This window comes from Leptolyngbya sp. CCNP1308, from assembly GCF_034932455.1.
In the GTDB taxonomy this organism is placed as follows: domain Bacteria; phylum Cyanobacteriota; class Cyanobacteriia; order Phormidesmidales; family Phormidesmidaceae; genus Nodosilinea.
Genome location: NZ_JAYGIH010000041.1, coordinates 48,636 through 63,559, shown reverse-complemented (window position 1 = coordinate 63,559; position 14,924 = coordinate 48,636). Strand labels below are relative to the sequence as shown.

The 14,924-nt window shown below is 58.0% G+C and carries 15 protein-coding genes and 1 pseudogene; 5 read left to right on the top strand and 11 right to left on the bottom strand.

The window, feature by feature from the left end:
• Positions 1-131, top strand: a pseudogene (locus tag VB780_RS12675) (photosystem II D2 protein (photosystem q(a) protein)); the annotation flags it as partial.
• On the top strand, positions 115-1,497 hold the full coding sequence (psbC, locus tag VB780_RS12670) for a photosystem II reaction center protein CP43 (protein WP_323351518.1): 1,383 nt from the start codon (positions 115-117) through the stop codon (positions 1,495-1,497). The pseudogene VB780_RS12675 and the gene psbC, both read left to right, overlap by 17 nt.
• 204 nt (positions 1,498-1,701) lie before the next feature.
• Here the strand turns inward: psbC and VB780_RS12665 are convergent, their stop codons facing one another.
• From VB780_RS12665 to VB780_RS12635, 7 genes are all read right to left on the bottom strand, one after another.
• Positions 1,702-1,944 (bottom strand): DUF6761 family protein, encoded by a 243-nt coding sequence (locus VB780_RS12665; protein WP_323351517.1) that lies wholly within the window; start codon positions 1,942-1,944, stop codon positions 1,702-1,704.
• A gap of 173 nt (positions 1,945-2,117) precedes the next feature.
• A complete protein-coding gene (gene hpsP / locus VB780_RS12660) occupies positions 2,118-3,332 on the bottom strand; it encodes a hormogonium polysaccharide biosynthesis glycosyltransferase HpsP (RefSeq protein ID WP_323351516.1) in 1,215 nt (404 codons plus the stop codon).
• Between the two features lie 59 nt (positions 3,333-3,391).
• Positions 3,392-4,573, bottom strand: a complete 1,182-nt coding sequence (gene hpsO / locus VB780_RS12655; RefSeq protein WP_323351515.1) for a hormogonium polysaccharide biosynthesis glycosyltransferase HpsO — start codon at positions 4,571-4,573, stop codon at positions 3,392-3,394.
• A 73-nt stretch (positions 4,574-4,646) separates the two neighbouring features.
• Positions 4,647-5,060 (bottom strand): endonuclease/exonuclease/phosphatase family protein, encoded by a 414-nt coding sequence (locus tag VB780_RS12650; protein WP_416349229.1) that lies wholly within the window; start codon positions 5,058-5,060, stop codon positions 4,647-4,649.
• Between the two features lie 260 nt (positions 5,061-5,320).
• Positions 5,321-5,827 (bottom strand): hypothetical protein, encoded by a 507-nt coding sequence (locus tag VB780_RS12645; protein WP_323351514.1) that lies wholly within the window; start codon positions 5,825-5,827, stop codon positions 5,321-5,323.
• A 107-nt stretch (positions 5,828-5,934) separates the two neighbouring features.
• Positions 5,935-7,209 carry a 4Fe-4S dicluster domain-containing protein gene (locus VB780_RS12640; protein ID WP_323351513.1) on the bottom strand — a complete coding sequence of 425 codons (1,275 nt, stop codon included), beginning with the start codon at positions 7,207-7,209 and terminating at the stop codon, positions 5,935-5,937.
• 88 nt (positions 7,210-7,297) lie between these two features.
• Positions 7,298-7,891, bottom strand: coding sequence for a TetR/AcrR family transcriptional regulator (locus VB780_RS12635; RefSeq protein WP_323351512.1), 594 nt, complete (start codon positions 7,889-7,891; stop codon positions 7,298-7,300).
• A 180-nt stretch (positions 7,892-8,071) separates the two neighbouring features.
• On the opposite strand from VB780_RS12635, the gene VB780_RS12630 reads away from it, so the two are divergent.
• A complete protein-coding gene (locus VB780_RS12630) occupies positions 8,072-8,476 on the top strand; it encodes a hypothetical protein (protein WP_323351511.1) in 405 nt (134 codons plus the stop codon).
• Here VB780_RS12630 and VB780_RS12625 read toward each other — a convergent pair.
• Positions 8,473-9,330: an alpha/beta hydrolase gene (locus VB780_RS12625; RefSeq protein ID WP_323351510.1), complete on the bottom strand. Its 858-nt coding sequence runs from the start codon at positions 9,328-9,330 to the stop codon at positions 8,473-8,475. The two genes, VB780_RS12630 and VB780_RS12625, sit on opposite strands and share 4 nt — an antisense overlap.
• Before the next feature lie 371 nt (positions 9,331-9,701).
• Between VB780_RS12625 and VB780_RS12620 the strand changes: the two genes are divergently transcribed.
• Both VB780_RS12620 and VB780_RS12615 read left to right on the top strand, forming a co-directional pair.
• Complete coding sequence (locus VB780_RS12620) at positions 9,702-10,529, top strand: hypothetical protein (protein WP_323351509.1); 828 nt, start codon at positions 9,702-9,704, stop codon at positions 10,527-10,529.
• 317 nt (positions 10,530-10,846) lie between these two features.
• Entirely contained in the window at positions 10,847-11,716 is an 870-nt protein-coding gene (locus VB780_RS12615) for a hypothetical protein (protein ID WP_323351508.1), read from the top strand.
• On the opposite strand, the gene VB780_RS12610 is transcribed toward VB780_RS12615, so the two are convergent.
• The 3 genes from VB780_RS12610 to VB780_RS12600 all read right to left on the bottom strand — a co-directional run bounded on the left by VB780_RS12610 (position 11,709) and on the right by VB780_RS12600 (position 14,912).
• Positions 11,709-12,200: a histidine phosphatase family protein gene (locus VB780_RS12610; protein WP_323351507.1), complete on the bottom strand. Its 492-nt coding sequence runs from the start codon at positions 12,198-12,200 to the stop codon at positions 11,709-11,711. The genes VB780_RS12615 and VB780_RS12610 overlap by 8 nt on opposite strands.
• Positions 12,201-12,310: 110 nt before the next feature.
• A complete protein-coding gene (locus VB780_RS12605) occupies positions 12,311-14,464 on the bottom strand; it encodes a Tex family protein (RefSeq protein ID WP_323351506.1) in 2,154 nt (717 codons plus the stop codon).
• Between the two features lie 106 nt (positions 14,465-14,570).
• On the bottom strand, positions 14,571-14,912 hold the full coding sequence (locus tag VB780_RS12600) for a hypothetical protein (protein WP_323351505.1): 342 nt from the start codon (positions 14,910-14,912) through the stop codon (positions 14,571-14,573).
• Between the last annotated feature and the right edge of the window lie 12 nt (positions 14,913-14,924).

Genomic DNA, 14,924 nt, shown 5'->3' with positions numbered 1-14,924 from the left:
AGTTTGAGACCTTCTACACCAAGAACATCTTGCTGAACGAAGGCATCCGGGCCTGGATGGCCCCGACCGACCAGCCCCATGAGAAGTTTGTATTCCCCGAAGAGGTACTCCCCCGTGGTAACGCTCTCTAGTAACTCGTTTCTTGCTGGGCGCGACCAGGAATCTACCGGCTTTGCCTGGTGGTCTGGTAACGCTCGATTGATCAACCTATCCGGCAAGCTGCTGGGTGCCCACGTGGCCCACGCTGGTCTGATTGTGTTCTGGGCCGGGGCTATGACCCTGTTTGAAGTAGCCCACTTTGTTCCCGACAAGCCTCTGTATGAGCAGGGCTTCATTCTGCTGCCTCACCTGGCCACGCTGGGCTGGGGTGTAGGGCCGGGTGGTGAAGTGATCAACACCTATCCCTACTTTGTCGTCGGTGTGCTGCACCTGATTTCCTCGGCAGTGCTGGGTCTGGGCGGTATCTACCACGCCCTGCGCGGCCCCGAAGTCTTGGAAGAATACTCTTCTTTCTTCGGCTACGACTGGAAAGATAAGAACCAGATGACCAACATCATCGGCTACCACCTCATCCTGCTGGGTTGCGGTGCGCTGCTGCTGGTGCTCAAGGCCTGTGTGTTCGGCGGCGTCTATGACACCTGGGCACCGGGCGGTGGCGACGTGCGCGTCATCACCAACCCGACCCTCAACCCTGCTGTGATCTTTGGCTACCTGGCGGGTTCTCCCTTTGGTGGCGACGGCTGGATTGTCGGCGTCGATAACATGGAAGACATCATTGGCGGCCACATCTGGGTCGGCCTAATCTGCATCGCTGGCGGTATCTGGCACATTCTCACCAAGCCCTTTGGCTGGGCGCGTCGCGCTCTGATCTGGTCGGGTGAGGCATATCTGTCCTACAGCCTAGGGGCTCTGTCCCTGATGGGCTTTATCGCCTCCTGCTACGTGTGGTTCAACAACACCGCCTACCCCTCTGAGTTCTACGGCCCCACCAACGCCGAGTCGTCTCAGGCTCAGGCGATGACCTTCCTGGTGCGCGACATGCGCCTGGGTGCCAACATCGGTGCGGCCCAAGGCCCCACGGGTCTAGGTAAGTACCTGATGCGCTCTCCCACGGGTGAGATCATCTTTGGTGGTGAAACCATGCGTTTCTGGGACTTCCAAGGCCCCTGGTTGGAGCCCCTGCGCGGCCCCAACGGCCTTGACCTCGACAAGCTGACCAACGACATCCAAGATTGGCAGGTGCGTCGCGCCGCTGAGTACATGACTCACGCGCCCAACGCCTCCATCAACTCGGTGGGCGGTGTGATCACGGAAATCAACTCTGTGAACTTTGTGAACCCCCGCCAGTGGCTGTCGACCTCTCACTTTGTGCTGGGCTTCTTCTTCCTGATTGGCCACCTCTGGCACGCCGGTCGCGCTCGCGCGGCTGAGGCAGGCTTTGAGAAAGGCATCGATCGCGAAACTGAACCCGTGCTCGCTATGGGCGACCTCGACTAAGGTTGAGGCTAACCCGAGAGGGCTGAATTAGAAAAGCTCCTGCCCTAGGGCAGGAGCTTTTTTGTTGTAGACCTGGTGAATAGGCCGGTGCGGTGAGTCTTGCAGCAGATTGGCCAAGCCAATTAGCTTGGCTCTACTGGCAGAAATTCATTTAAGGGAGCTAGGCACTTAAAAAGCCGCCGATAGCCATCGACGGCCCTACGCTTAATAGATTTCTGGCTCTGGCAGAGGAACAACAAAATTAGAGGGATCGTTGAGATACCGAATGGTGTCTTCTTCGAGCCGGTGGACTAGGTAGGGCTCAAGGGCATCGGAGTGGCGGAGGGCGGCCAGGTAGCCTTCGAGGTAAAGACGCAGTTCGTTGGTGCGATAGCCTCGGTTCCACTGATCGACGAAGGCGTCGGTAATTCGCTGATAGTACCGAACAGCTTTGGCATCCTGAAGCATGGGAGGTTGACCTATAACTCGGCAGTGGCTAGGGGTAGATCTCGCTCTAGGTTTAAATTTTCCCCTAAAGGGTGAAAAACCTAATAGGTTTCTTAACGTACCGTTATACGTATCTTTATACACCGTTTGCCCCAGGGTTGGGGGTGCGGATTATGACACTATTCAGACGTCGGTCACAGAGGGAAAGAAATTTGGGAGTTGGGTAGGGATTTGGGTAGAACGGTCTGGTAAGCGGCTAGGGTTTGATGGGCGATCGCCCCCCAGTCATAATATTCCCCAGCATAAACTCTAGCTCGCTGCCCCCGCAGCTGTCGCTGGGCTGAATCTTGCAGCGCCTCGGCTAGAGACTGAGTTACCCCCTCTACGCTTAGATCGCAAACCCAGCCGCTGCCGCTGGCGGCAATGTCGGGCCAGATGTAAACTCCCTTAGACACCACTACCGGGATCCCTGCTGCCATGGCCTCAGCGACGGCAATGCCAAAGTTTTCGTAGTATGAGGGCAGCACAAATAGATCGGCGGCTTGCAGCAAAGCAGCTTTAGTCGAGCCAGTGATAAAGCCAGTGAGCGTGGTGCGATCGCCCAAAACTCCTCCATCTATGCGCTGGGCGATCGCCTGCTCGTAGGCCGGGTCTTGGGGGTTGCCCCCCGCCAGCACCAGGTGAAAATCGATGCCCTGGGCGGTGAGCTGTTCCAGGGCAGGCAGCAACAAATCAAGTCCCTTTTTAGGATCCAGACGGGAGAGGTAAAGGACTAGGGGCCGATCCTGAGGAATCCCCAGCTGCGCCAAAATGCTCTGACGCTCAGCCTCTGGCAATGCTGTCGGAAGCTGTACGCCTAGGGGTATCACCCAATCCTGAATGCTTACCCCAAATCGGTGGGAAATCTCTGCTTCGATTGGGCTGGTGAAGTGCAGCGCCGCCGCCCCGGCTAGGTTAGGCGCTTCAAACAGCCGTCCATAGACCTGCTTGAGGCGCTTCTTTTTCTGCAAATCTGCCGGGTCGAGGGTGCCCAGGGGACGCAGCACGTAGGGAAGGCCGCGATCGCGCGCCACCGTCGCTGCCGCTGTACTCAACGGCGAAAACAGCGCGTGAATGTGGGCCAGGTCAAACTCGTGGGCGTGCCGGTAGAGCCAGGTCACCAGCCCCGCCGAAAACTTATACCGCCGCCAGGGCGAACAGGCAAAGTAGCGCACCGTATAGTTCTCTTCCTGTACCGCTACGCCGAGGGGAACCGCCAGCGGCGGCTGACCTGAATCGCCATTGGAATTGGTGGTGAGAATCGTCACCTCCGCCCCCGCCGCGGCCAACCCCTGGGCAAAGCCGCGCACCATCTGGCTGGGGCCGCCGTAGATGAGGGAGATGGAGGGGATGATTTGGAGGACGCGCATGGAGGAGTGGGTGGTTTTAGATTTTAGATTTTAGATTTTGGATTCTGGAGTTCCCTTCCTCATCTCTCTACGCCAATTTCTTCGTAGAACTCCAGCAGCTGCTTCGCTAGCGCCTTGTTCGTGTAGCGGCTCATGGCGCGGTGGTAGCCTGCATCGGCTAGGAACTGTCGCTGGTCAGAATTCTCCATCAGCAGGCGCAGGTGGTTGGCCAGAGCAGGGGCGTTGCCTTCGGGGAAAACCAGGCCAGCGTCGCCGATGACGTGGGGAATTTCGCCGGAGTCGGAGCCGACAACGGGGATGGCGCAGGCCATGGCTTCGATTAGCACATGGCCAAATTGTTCTTTCCAGCCTTTGGCGGTGAGGGTTTGAAACTTGGTGGTGGTTTCGGAGGGCAGCACCAGGGTGTGCATGAGGTTGATGTAGTGGGGCACCTGGTCGTGGGGAATGCCGGTCACCCAGCGCAGGCGATCGCCTATACCCGCTGCCTCAGCCCTAGCCTGAATAGTATCCCGCAGCTCGCCTCGCCCCGCCAGCAGCCACACCCAGGGTTCAGGATGGTCTTTCAGCGTGGCCAGTGCATCGCCTAGGGTGAGCAGCCCTTTCTCGGCCACAAAGCGACCGCAGTAGCCCACGACAAAGGCACCGCTAGGGATGGCGAGGGACTGGGCTAGCTCTGGCTGGGGCTGGGGGCGAAACTGGGTTTCATCGACACCCAGTTGCGGCATGACCTGATAGGGAGCGGTATAGCCGCGTTGGCGCAAAACATTGGCCCCGTCCTGGTTGCCCACCACCAGCCCATGGGTATGGCGCAGGTTATAGGCTTCGAGGGTGGAGATGGGAAATTTGAGCTGGTAGGGCAAGTTCCACCAGGTAAAAAAGACATTCTTTGCCCCCAGACCTAGCAGACGGTTGAGGGTAATGGTTTGAGCGTAGGCCAGGGCTTTGGCACCTTGCTCGACCTGAATTACCTGGGGCCGAAACTCTCGCAGCAGCGACACCAGATCGGGACCAAAGGTGAGCAACCCCTGGTTGTTCTGGCTCAGGTTGCTGAGGGGCTGCACCCGAAAGTTACCTTCACGGCGAGGTTCAGACACAATCAGCCGGTTTTGTACGCCGCCGGGTTGCCAGCGCCGGGGAACGCCCACCACCACTTCCATATCGGCAGAAAGCTGGGCCAGGGCACGCAGCTTTTCACAGTTGAGGTCAACGATGTAAGTGTGGCTGAGTACGAGCACACGCATGGCTGGCGGCATCCACAAAAAGGGGCATCCCTAGGTTGCCCAAGGCCTGCCCAGGGGTTGCACGAGCTGCCAATCAGGCTTTGGCGGGGCGATACTCAAACAGCGCTCTGACCATACCGTGGTCAGAGGATCCATCCTCGTCGTGCTGATCGTGGTTGAGGTGGTCGTTGACAATATCCATGCCTTTGAACGCCCACTGGCGCTTGCGAGAGTTATCGTAAAACTCCTGGGAGACCAGAATGTGATCCAGCGATTCCCGCAGGTTTTGGTAGATGTGGGTGTAGTAGACGTCGCGATCGCTGCGGTACTGCTGCAAGCGGCTAACCGCGTAGAGGGCCGTATCGCTACCGCCCTGGTCTAGCCCGCTGAGAATGTAGTTGGGCTGCGCCGTCAGAATGTTCAGCGTATTGCTGGTGTGGCCGTCATTGAGATCGCCCAGCACCACCACCCCGTCGTCGGTACCCTTTAGCACTTCGGTCAGCATCATGCGCAGGGCGGTGGCTTCTGCTGTGCGACGAATGGTGGAGAGGGCACCGCCGAGAGCATCGCTGTGGCGGCTGTAGTAGGTCTTGTCGTCGCGGTACCAGCCCTCGGTGTGAATTTGGGTCGGGGCCTTAGAGGGTGTTTGAAAAGTCCTATAGGGTAGCCAGAACTACCTTGACCACCGAGGAACTACTACGAAGGAATGAGGGTTTTAAGGATCAAGGTTATCCGTACAGGTAACTTTTGTTGCTCAATCTGACCCTTTTAAAACATCCTCTTAGATTTGAAGTGGGCCACGTAGACCGAAATGGCTGGGCCACTGGCCCGAGGGCGCACTTTGAAGTGCAGCACCGGTCGAGAAAAGCCGTTGAGTCTCACGGCAACGGTAGGGGTTTGGTCATCGCCGCCCTGGCTTTCTAACCTGAACTTGTCGGGGAAGCGGTTGATCCATTCCGGTTCACCCACCAGGATGTCTTTCTTGACTGCCCCAGCGCAGACAATTTTTTGGCCGCTGTGCCCTGGGGGCACCAGCAGCGCGTAGTCGGTCAGGGCAGGATGGTCAAATACGGCTTTTATGGCGTCATGGCGCCACAGTTCCTGAACCCCCCACACATCCGACGGGTGCTGAAGGATCGTGCGACGAATCCACTCTAGCTTGCGATCGTAGGCGGGCTCATCCCAGCCCTGGGTGTCGCCGTACATGCGCAGCCCAGGCAGGTTGAGGTTGTAGAGGTTGAGGGTCGATAGGGCAAATTGCGTGCGTCTGGCCATGGTTGGTATCCTGCGGGAAAAGGTTCCAAAAGCAGTCTTGGCAGAAGCTAACTTCAGCCCGACGGCGACTATCTCCGGAAACACGGCCCTGGCCCAGTCTGCTTCGATTAGACCGCCGAGGATCGCTGACCTCGACGCTCCAGTAATGTTTTAACCATTGATGGCCCACGCCCCGGCTCGCTCCAAGGGCAGACCTCGATGCAAATGCCGCACCCACGGGTCTCCGCAAAGTAGGGCGCACACTTGTCAAAGTTGACGTACCAACGCTCCATACCCCGCACCATCTGCTTCTCCGGAGAAATAGCATGGGGAGGACAGTTGGTTTCGCAGATGCGGCAGGTAGCGCAGAAATCGTCCACACCAATGTCTCTTGGCTGGTCGATCGCCAGGGGCATATCGGTCAGAACGGTGGCCAGGCGCACATTAGATCCGTACTCTGGGGTAATCATGGAGCCATGTTTGCCCAGCTGCCCTAGTCCAGCCTGAATGGCAACGGGAACATGCAAAACCTCAACGCTAGAGTCGGGAGCCAGATTGGTCGATGCCTGGGCGGGCCAGCCCATTTTGCGAATCTGCTCAGCGACTTCGATCGCCACTCGGTTGACGTCTAAGTAGGTGCGCATAATCTCACGATTTGATCGCTCGCTGGGTGTGTGGAGCATCTCCTCGCGATCCATAGGTATAGCGATCGCAATGGCGTAGGCAAACGGCGGGTCAAAGTCGTGGTAGCAAAGATTTTCGGTTAGTGGCGTAATGCCCACCAGGGCTGCACCCCGCTGGCGTGCTAGCGCCTTAATCTGGGCCGCCGCTTCGTCGGGGGGCATAGTTATCGTAGACTGGCGAGCTACAGGCCCTACTCGCCGCCGGTCTTGCCAGAACATGCGGACGATAATTCGATGGATGGCCGTTGGCTCCATAATCTGAAAGTACCAGTCGAGCTTGCCCCAGGCCCTTTTGTAGGCATCGCCAAAGAAAACATGGTGGGCACGGCGGGGAGTTGTTTCCCCCAGGCCGTTAATCGTATTGCCTGAGATGGGCGGCTGGCGATAGGCAAAAGGATAGGCCATCGGTGGGTACTCGACCTTCATGTGGCGAGCCTTACGCCGCACCTTACCGGGGTTGGGCGTCAGGTCAGCGGGCACCAGCGGCAACTCGCTAAAGGTTTGGGTGGGGGCAGGCCCCGGCAGATCATCTAGCCAAATGGTTTCGCCCCGGTCGATCCGCCGCCGCTGCATCCAGCGCAGGAGGGGGAATAGGGTATGGGTGGCGATCGCCACAGCGGCGGAGAAAGCAGCAACCCCGCCGTCGCGCCGTACCCTGCGCCAGCGATCTACAACCTCATCAAACCTGTTCAACGGACGCTCGTACTTCTGAAACGGCATGATCAACACCTTGGGGTAATTTCAACGGGGCGCTAAATACAACGTCATTACTGTCGCTAGGGGCTCTAGCTTCAGGTCACACCAGCACTTAGCTACGCAAAAGCGTTCGCACACATTTTTCAGACCACTGCTGAGGCTGCTCGAAGGGCGTCTGGGTCAACCCAAGGTGCGCTTGAATAAAGCGAAACCCCTCCCACATGCCTAGCAATTGCTCCGCCAGCTCATCAACGGTTAGGGAAGAAACTAAAAAGCCATTGGAAAGCCCGTGCTGAATGATTTGGCTGAGGTCGTTTAGGGTTCGGCCATAGGCGGCTGCATAGAACTCGCGGGCCACATCGGGATGGGCACGGGCTTCCTCAAACATGAGCTGGGTAAACTGAATGATTTCGCTCTGGTTGAGAAAATTCAGCAGATTGGTGCCGTAATGTACCAGAGCCGTCTCAAAATCGGCGGGTGTTGCCATGGCAGCGGGAACACCGCTCTCAAATACATCGATTTCGGCATCGATCACCGCTCGAAAGACAGCGTTCATGCTGGGAAAATATTTGTAGAGCGTCGCTTTAGAGACCGAGGCCTCTGCCGCAAGCAAATCGGTTGAGACCCGCTCAAAGCCCTGTCCAAAAAACAAACGCCTGGCCGCAGCAATAATTCGCTCCGGTGGTGTACCCGATAGTTTTGCCATTTCCGCTGCTATCTACTGCTATCTAAACGAACCGACGGGCAAACCGCTCACCCCCCTGCCTGTAGCCTGTTTACCGCTTCGGCAGATAAGACCGCGAGAGGCCGCCAACGAGGCTTGACCACAAACTGAACAGTACGGTACTGTTCAGTTTAGCAATAGATTGAGCAAAGGCGGTTCAAGATGGCCAAAACCTGGAAGCAAAAACTCGAAGAGCCAAAAGAGCCCAAGGTGAAGGTGCTTCAGAAGCCGATGGCGGGGGCGCTAGCGGGTGGCACCCTGTTGATGCCAACCCCACAATTGGTCAAAGCATTTATAGAGGCTATTCCTGCAGGCCAACAAATCGCCTTCAAGGACATGCGGGAGTCCATCGCTAAAACCCAGAACAGCGATGTGGCGTGCCCCCTGTCTACCTCTACCTGCGCCCGGATCGTTGCAGAAGCCGCCTGGGAAGACATTCAGTTGGGAGCAGATCCTAGTCAGGTGACGCCCTTTTGGCGGGCGATCGCGCCTGACTCAACCCTTGCCAAAAAGCTGGCCTGTGGTTCGGCGTTTATCGAACATATGCGTGAGCAAGAGAGGGCTTAGCGGAGCCATTCATCTATAAGGGCGTTGACCTGGTGCGGCTGCTCCTGCTGCACCCAGTGGCTGCACTGGGGAATATAGCGCAGCCGCAGATGGCGCACGTAGGCTTCGGTACCAAAGGTGAGGTCTTTACCTAGGGCGGCATCCTCCTCGCCCCAGATCAGCAGCGTGGGTATGTTGAGAATTTCCCCAGCGGTTCGCCGCTGGTCGCCTAGCATGAGCGCGCGATAGTAATTGACCATGGCGGTGAGGGCACCGGGCTTAGCGGCAGCCGTTTTATAGGCCCGCAGATCGGCGTCGCTAAAGGCCGTTTTATCGATCGCCATGCCCCGAAACATTTGCTCGATCAGCCAATAGTCGCCCGCTTGCAGCAGCAGTTCGGGCAGCAGCGGTAGCTGAAAAGCCCCGATATACCAACTGCGCCATAGCTGCTGGGGGGTGCGCAGCCCCTCGCTGAACTTGGCCGGATGGGGACTATTCATCACAATCAGCGACTGGAGCAGTTCGGGATGGGCGTAGGCAAAAGCCCAGGCGATCGCCCCGCCCCAGTCATGGCCCACTAAAACGGCTTGGTCATAGCCTAGGGCGGCGATCGCCCCCCGCACATCCTCTACCAAAACCTCTAGGCGATAGGCATTGATACCGGTGGGCTTGTCGCTATCGTTGTAGCCGCGCAGGTCGAGGGCGACGCAGGTATAGCGATCGGAGAAGGCGTCAAGCTGGTGCCGCCAGGAATACCAAAATTCTGGAAAGCCGTGCAAGAAGAGCATCAGCGGGCCTCGGCCCTGGCTGACGTAGTGCAGGTGCAGGCCGTTGGTTGAGAGAAACCCGTGCTGTCTGCTGACGGTTGTGGTCATGGCACCATCGGGTTCACATCCCTTTCACTATACCGAGAACCCTCGGGGCCAGTGGAGAAATCCTTCGACCAGGATTGCTCCATTACGTAAACATATTTAACCCACCTCGCCAAAAACCCGGATGCCAGGATCTACGTTCCGTATAAGGGAGAGAGCATAGACTATCTGACGTTGTATTGAGTTGCCATTGACAACACCTGACAGACTACAGCCCAGAGTCGCTTGCTCAATTGCCATACCTCACGGGGTAACTGGCTTGCGAAGGCTTATTTTCTGCGCACTGGCCCCTAGGGCTAGTTTTTTGACCGTCGCGATCTAGAACGACCTGTGGGGCGCTGGCCCGCGTCACGTTCCTTGCGACTGTTCCTGAAATGACCTCACTAGACGACCTGACTCTCCTACAGTGGTTTGTTTCGGGGGATGCCTCCCTAGAAGCAAACCAGGCGCTTCGCATTCAGCCTGCCAATGATCTACGCCAGCTCCTGGGCCGTAAGGGGGCGCTGCTGGCCACTGCCTACGATGCCGTCATGCCCCCCCGCGTTGAGGTGCGCCGCAACACTGACTACACCGATGTCCTGCACCAGATACTAGTCGATCATCACTTTGTGCCCATTGGACAGGGGCTAGACAGCCACGTGCTGTGCTACGCCCACTACCCCGTTCCGGAGGGCTACCATATTGCCTACGGCCAGGCCCGCCAGCTGTGGAAGCAGTGGTGGAGCCACTCCAGCCGGTTGAGCGATCGCCATCTACAGCTCGATCTGTTTGTGCTCACAAGTCAGCAGTGGTACCCGGTGCGCGACATTGCCATCAACAACGGCACCCTCTACATCGACACCCTGCGCGGCGAGACCGTTCACCACGGCGATGACATGATGGTGTGGCTCGAAAAAGACCGCTGTGAGGAGGCTGATAAAACCTGTTTTTGGGCACCGCCTGCGGCCCAGTCAGCACCAGGACCGCAAGCTGCTGCCCCGTTGACTGCGCCAGTCAGCGCGTCCGCTCAATCTCAGCCCATTGCCCCGGCAACGGTAGACCCCACCCTCGCTCCGATGGTCTACGCCCTAGAGGGCAAGGTCTACATCCAGACCGCTCTAGGGGTGGTCATTGTTGAAGGCGAAAATTTGAAGGCCTACAAGCCTGCGCCTCAGTCTGCGATCGCCCCTAAGGGCCGGGCTACAACCAACCGCCACCGCTAGAGTACGCCCGGCGTATCTAGGCAGCTAACCGCTAAAGCGATCTACCCAGGTTAAGAACAGGAAACTGTATAAGAATTTACAGAATCTTGTTGATACTACGGGGAAACCCTCCAGATTTCCGCCACAAGATTGAATAGCATAGGAGAGTGTGGATCCGTTGCAGTTTAGTCGATGGCCTGCACTGTCTCAGAGCTTATGGCTCATAGCTAGACCAAATGGGCTTAATAAGCCTGCGATGGTTAACGCTCTGAGGCGATCGCAGTTTGGCTTAGCTGAATGGGTTTAGCCTTCGCCACGTTCCCTGCGGCTGTTCTGATATGACCTCACTCGATGATTTGACCCTGTTGCAGTGGTTTGTTTCAGGAGATGCCACCCTAGAAGCAAATCAGTCGTTACGCATCCAGCCCGCCAACAATTTGCGCCAGCTTCTGGGTCGTAAGGGTTCGCTGCTGGCCACCGCCTACGATGCCGCCCTGCCGCCCCGCATTGAGGTACGCCGCGACACCGATTACGCCGAGGTGCTGCACCAGGTCTTGCTAGATCATCACTTTTTGCCCATTGGCCAGGGGTTAGAGAGCCATGTGCTGTGCTACGCCCACCACCCAATCCCCAAGGGCTACCGCGTTAACTACACCCCGGCCCGCCAGTTGTGGAAGCAGTGGTGGATGCAAACCAGCCGCTTGGGCAATCGCAGGCAGCAGCTCGACCTGTTTGTAATTGCTGGCAACCAGTGGTACCCCATCCGCGAGATTGCCATCAATAGCGGCACCCTCTACGTCGAAACCCTGCGGGGCGAAAGCGTTCACCACGGCGATGACATGATGGCCTGGCTCGAAAAAGAGCGCTGCGAAGAGGGCGATGAAACGTGTCTTTGGGCACCTCCGCCCGAACCGGCTCGCCCAGCCCAGCAAATCATCCCTACGGCCTCGCCCCCGCAGGCCAGCGCCGTCCCCCAATCGGTGCGCCCTGGGCAAAAGTCTCCGGTGGCCCCCGCCCCCCAGGCCAGCGTAGACCCTACCCTGGCCCCGGTCGTCTACGCCCTAGATGGCAAAGTCTACGTCCAGACCGCCACTGGGGTCGTCATCATTGAAGGCGAAAACCTGAAGGCCTACCGACAAGGCCCTCCGCCTGCGATCGCTCCCCAAGGCCAGCCTACCGCCACCGCTAGAGCAGCGCGCCCTAGGTAAAAAGCCTGGGCGGCAGCAGCCACAGCAGAGTGCCTCGGCCCGCCTCGACCTGTGACCAGGTAACCACCTCAAACTCCAGGCAGGCCATGGCCGCCGTAGGCATGCGCACCGCACCGCCGCCCAGATAATCGACCGCCTCAGACCAGGTTGGTTCGTGGCCCACCAGCATGAGTGAGCGATGTTGGTCGGGCACCTGGTGAATCACCTCTAGCACCTGGCCAACAGAAGCCTCGTAGAGATCGTCGGTAACAGCCATGGGGCAGGCCCAGTCGCCAGCATCCACGGCAATTTCTAGGGTGGTACGGGCGCGCACCGCCGACGAGGTAATCGCCAGATCGGGCACTTTGCCCGCCGCCGCCAGCAGTTTGCCCATAGTTTTGGCGGCGACGATGCCGCGATCGGCCACGGGGCGATCGCGATCGCGCCCGTTACCCACATTCCAGTCAGATTTGCCGTGGCGAAAGAAAATTAGCTGCTTAGTCATGGTAAGGGGGCGATCGGGGCTCCAGGGGCGCGGTGCCCTTGATCACCTTAGGGGATTGCCCGAGGGGAATCAACATCACTCCCAATATTTCTCTGACCCTTTATCTGGCTTTAGGATGCCGCCCGCATGGATAGACCAATGCGCTTGAGTTTGGGGTCTACCTCCATCACCCGCACCTTGACCACCTGGCCTACCTTGACAATCTCGTTGGGGTCGCTGACGAAGCGATCGGCCATTTGCGAAATGTGCACCAGCCCGTCTTGGTGCACCCCCACATCCACAAACGCGCCAAAGTTGGTAACGTTGGTGACTACTCCTTCTAGGGTGAGGCCCGGCTTCAAGTCGGTGATTTCGTTGATGCCGTCTTGAAAGCGGGCGTAGGTAAACTGCTCGCGGGGGTCGCGACCAGGCTTTTCTAGCTCTTGAAGGATGTCGCGCAGGGTGAGTTCCCCCGCTTCGGCAGTGGTGTATTGTTTGATGTCGAGGCGTTTCAGGCGATCGGCGGCTTTGGAAATTTGCGCTAGGGGCAGGGCGAGATCGGCGGCGATCGCATCCACAATACCGTAGCTCTCGGGGTGCACCGCTGTATTATCCAAAGGATTCTTGCCGTTGCGAATGCGCAGAAACCCTGCCGCCTGCTCAAAGGCCTTTGGCCCCAGCTTTTTCACCTTCAGCAGCTGTTTGCGCGACTGAAATGCCCCGTTAGCGTCGCGGAATTCCACGATATTGTTGGCCACCGCCGGGGTCAACCCCGACACGTAGGTGAGCAGCTCGCGGGAGGCCATGTTTAAGTCCACCCCCACATAGTTGACGCAGCTCTCGATGGTGTCATCCAGCTTTTGCTTCAGCCGCTTTTGGTCAACATCGTGCTGGTACTGGCCCACGCCGATGGATTTGGGGTCGATCTTGACCAGCTCCGCCAGGGGGTCTTGCAGCCGTCGGGCAATGCTAATTGCCCCCCGTACCGTCACATCCAGGTCAGGGAACTCCGCCGCGGCCACCTCGCTAGCCGAGTAGATCGACGCCCCCGACTCATTCACCAACACCTTCACCGGGGGATTCGACAGGGGCTTCAGCACTTCTCCCACAAAGGCATCAGTCTCGCGGCTGGCGGTGCCGTTGCCGATCGCAATCAGCTCGATTTTGTGCTTACGAATCATCCCAGCCAGGGTTTGGGCCGCCTGCTGCCGCTGGTTTTGCGACTGGTGGGGAAACACCGCCTGGTATTCCAAAAACTTGCCGGTGCCATCCACCGCCGCCACCTTGCAGCCGGTGCGAAAGCCGGGGTCAACCCCGAGGGTGGGCTTCATCCCCGCCGGGGGCGACAGCAGCAGGTTTTTGAGGTTGGCCTCAAAGTTTTGAATCGACACCTCATCGGCCCAGGCTTTTTTCTCGGCCATTACCTCGCTGGTCAGCGACGGCTTCATCAATCGGCTATAGGCGTCTTGAATTACCCCCCGGTAGAACTGGCGCACCTCGGGAACCGGAGTTTTCACCACCCGCTTGTCTAAGGTTTGCAGAATAGGGTCGGGCTCTACCTCGAGCCCCACCTTGAGAATGCCTTCGCGATCGCCCCGCAAAATCGCCAGCAGATTGTGGGATGCGATCGAGCGCACCGGGGACTGATAGGCCCGATACATCTCGTACTTAGTGCTGCCCTCGGGGTGGCCTTTTTTGACACTGGCGGTGAACTGGCCCTGCTTTAGCAGCTGATCTCTGACATACCGCCGCAGCTCCGCCCGCTCCGCCACCTGCTCCGCCAAAATATCCGCTGCCCCCTGGAGCGCTTCATCAGCGGACTGAACCCCTTTTGAGGGATCCAAAAACGCCTGTGCTTCCTGAAGCAGAACCGCCCGCTTGCCGGTTTTATTCAGCTCTTCAATTTTCTGAGCCAGCGGCTCTAGCCCTTTTTCTTTGGCCATGGTGGCGCGGGTACGGCGCTTGGGCCGGTAGGGCAGATAGAGATCCTCTAACTCCGTTTTTTGCTGACAGGCGAGAATTGCAGTCTTTAGCGCCTCGGTGAGCTTACCCTGGGACTGAATCTCGCTCAGCACCGTCTGTCGCCGATCCTCAAGCTCCGTCAGGTACTGGTGGCGCTCAGCAATCTGCCGCAGCTGCACCTCATCTAGATCCCCCGTGCGCTCTTTGCGGTAGCGGGCGACAAAGGGCACCGTCGCTCCCTCAGCAAACAGTTCTAGCGTAGCCTCCACCTGGGCAGGGCGAATGTCTAGCTCGGCGGCAATAGTATTGGCGATGGTCGTCATACGAACACGAAAAATATTTTCTGGTCAACGGCTGGCTATTCAGTCCAGCTTCACCATCTTACTTAGGTCTAATCGCCATACTCCTGCACAAACAGGAGAAAGTCTTCTAGGGCTGCTTGGGTTTGTTCGCTAGGGGTAAGTTGATGCCGTGTTTGGAGAACGATCCATCGATTTTGGATAGCAGCTCTGCGAGTCGCTCGTTCTCGTTCCTCAAGTCGCTGCCGTTCTGCTTCAGTGCTTCGTTGCTCTTCGCGAACTCTTCGTTGCTCTTCGCGAACTCTTCGTTGCTCTTCCTCAACCTTTCGTTGTACTTCCTCAGCTCTTCGTTGCTCTTCCTCAATTCTTCGTTGTGCTTCTTCAGCCAGGCGGTCTGTTTCGCGGTTTCGACGGTTCCACTCAACGCCGACAGTGTTAGTTTAGCCAAAGCGCTTAAGGAAAATCTAGACATCTTGGGCTCAGA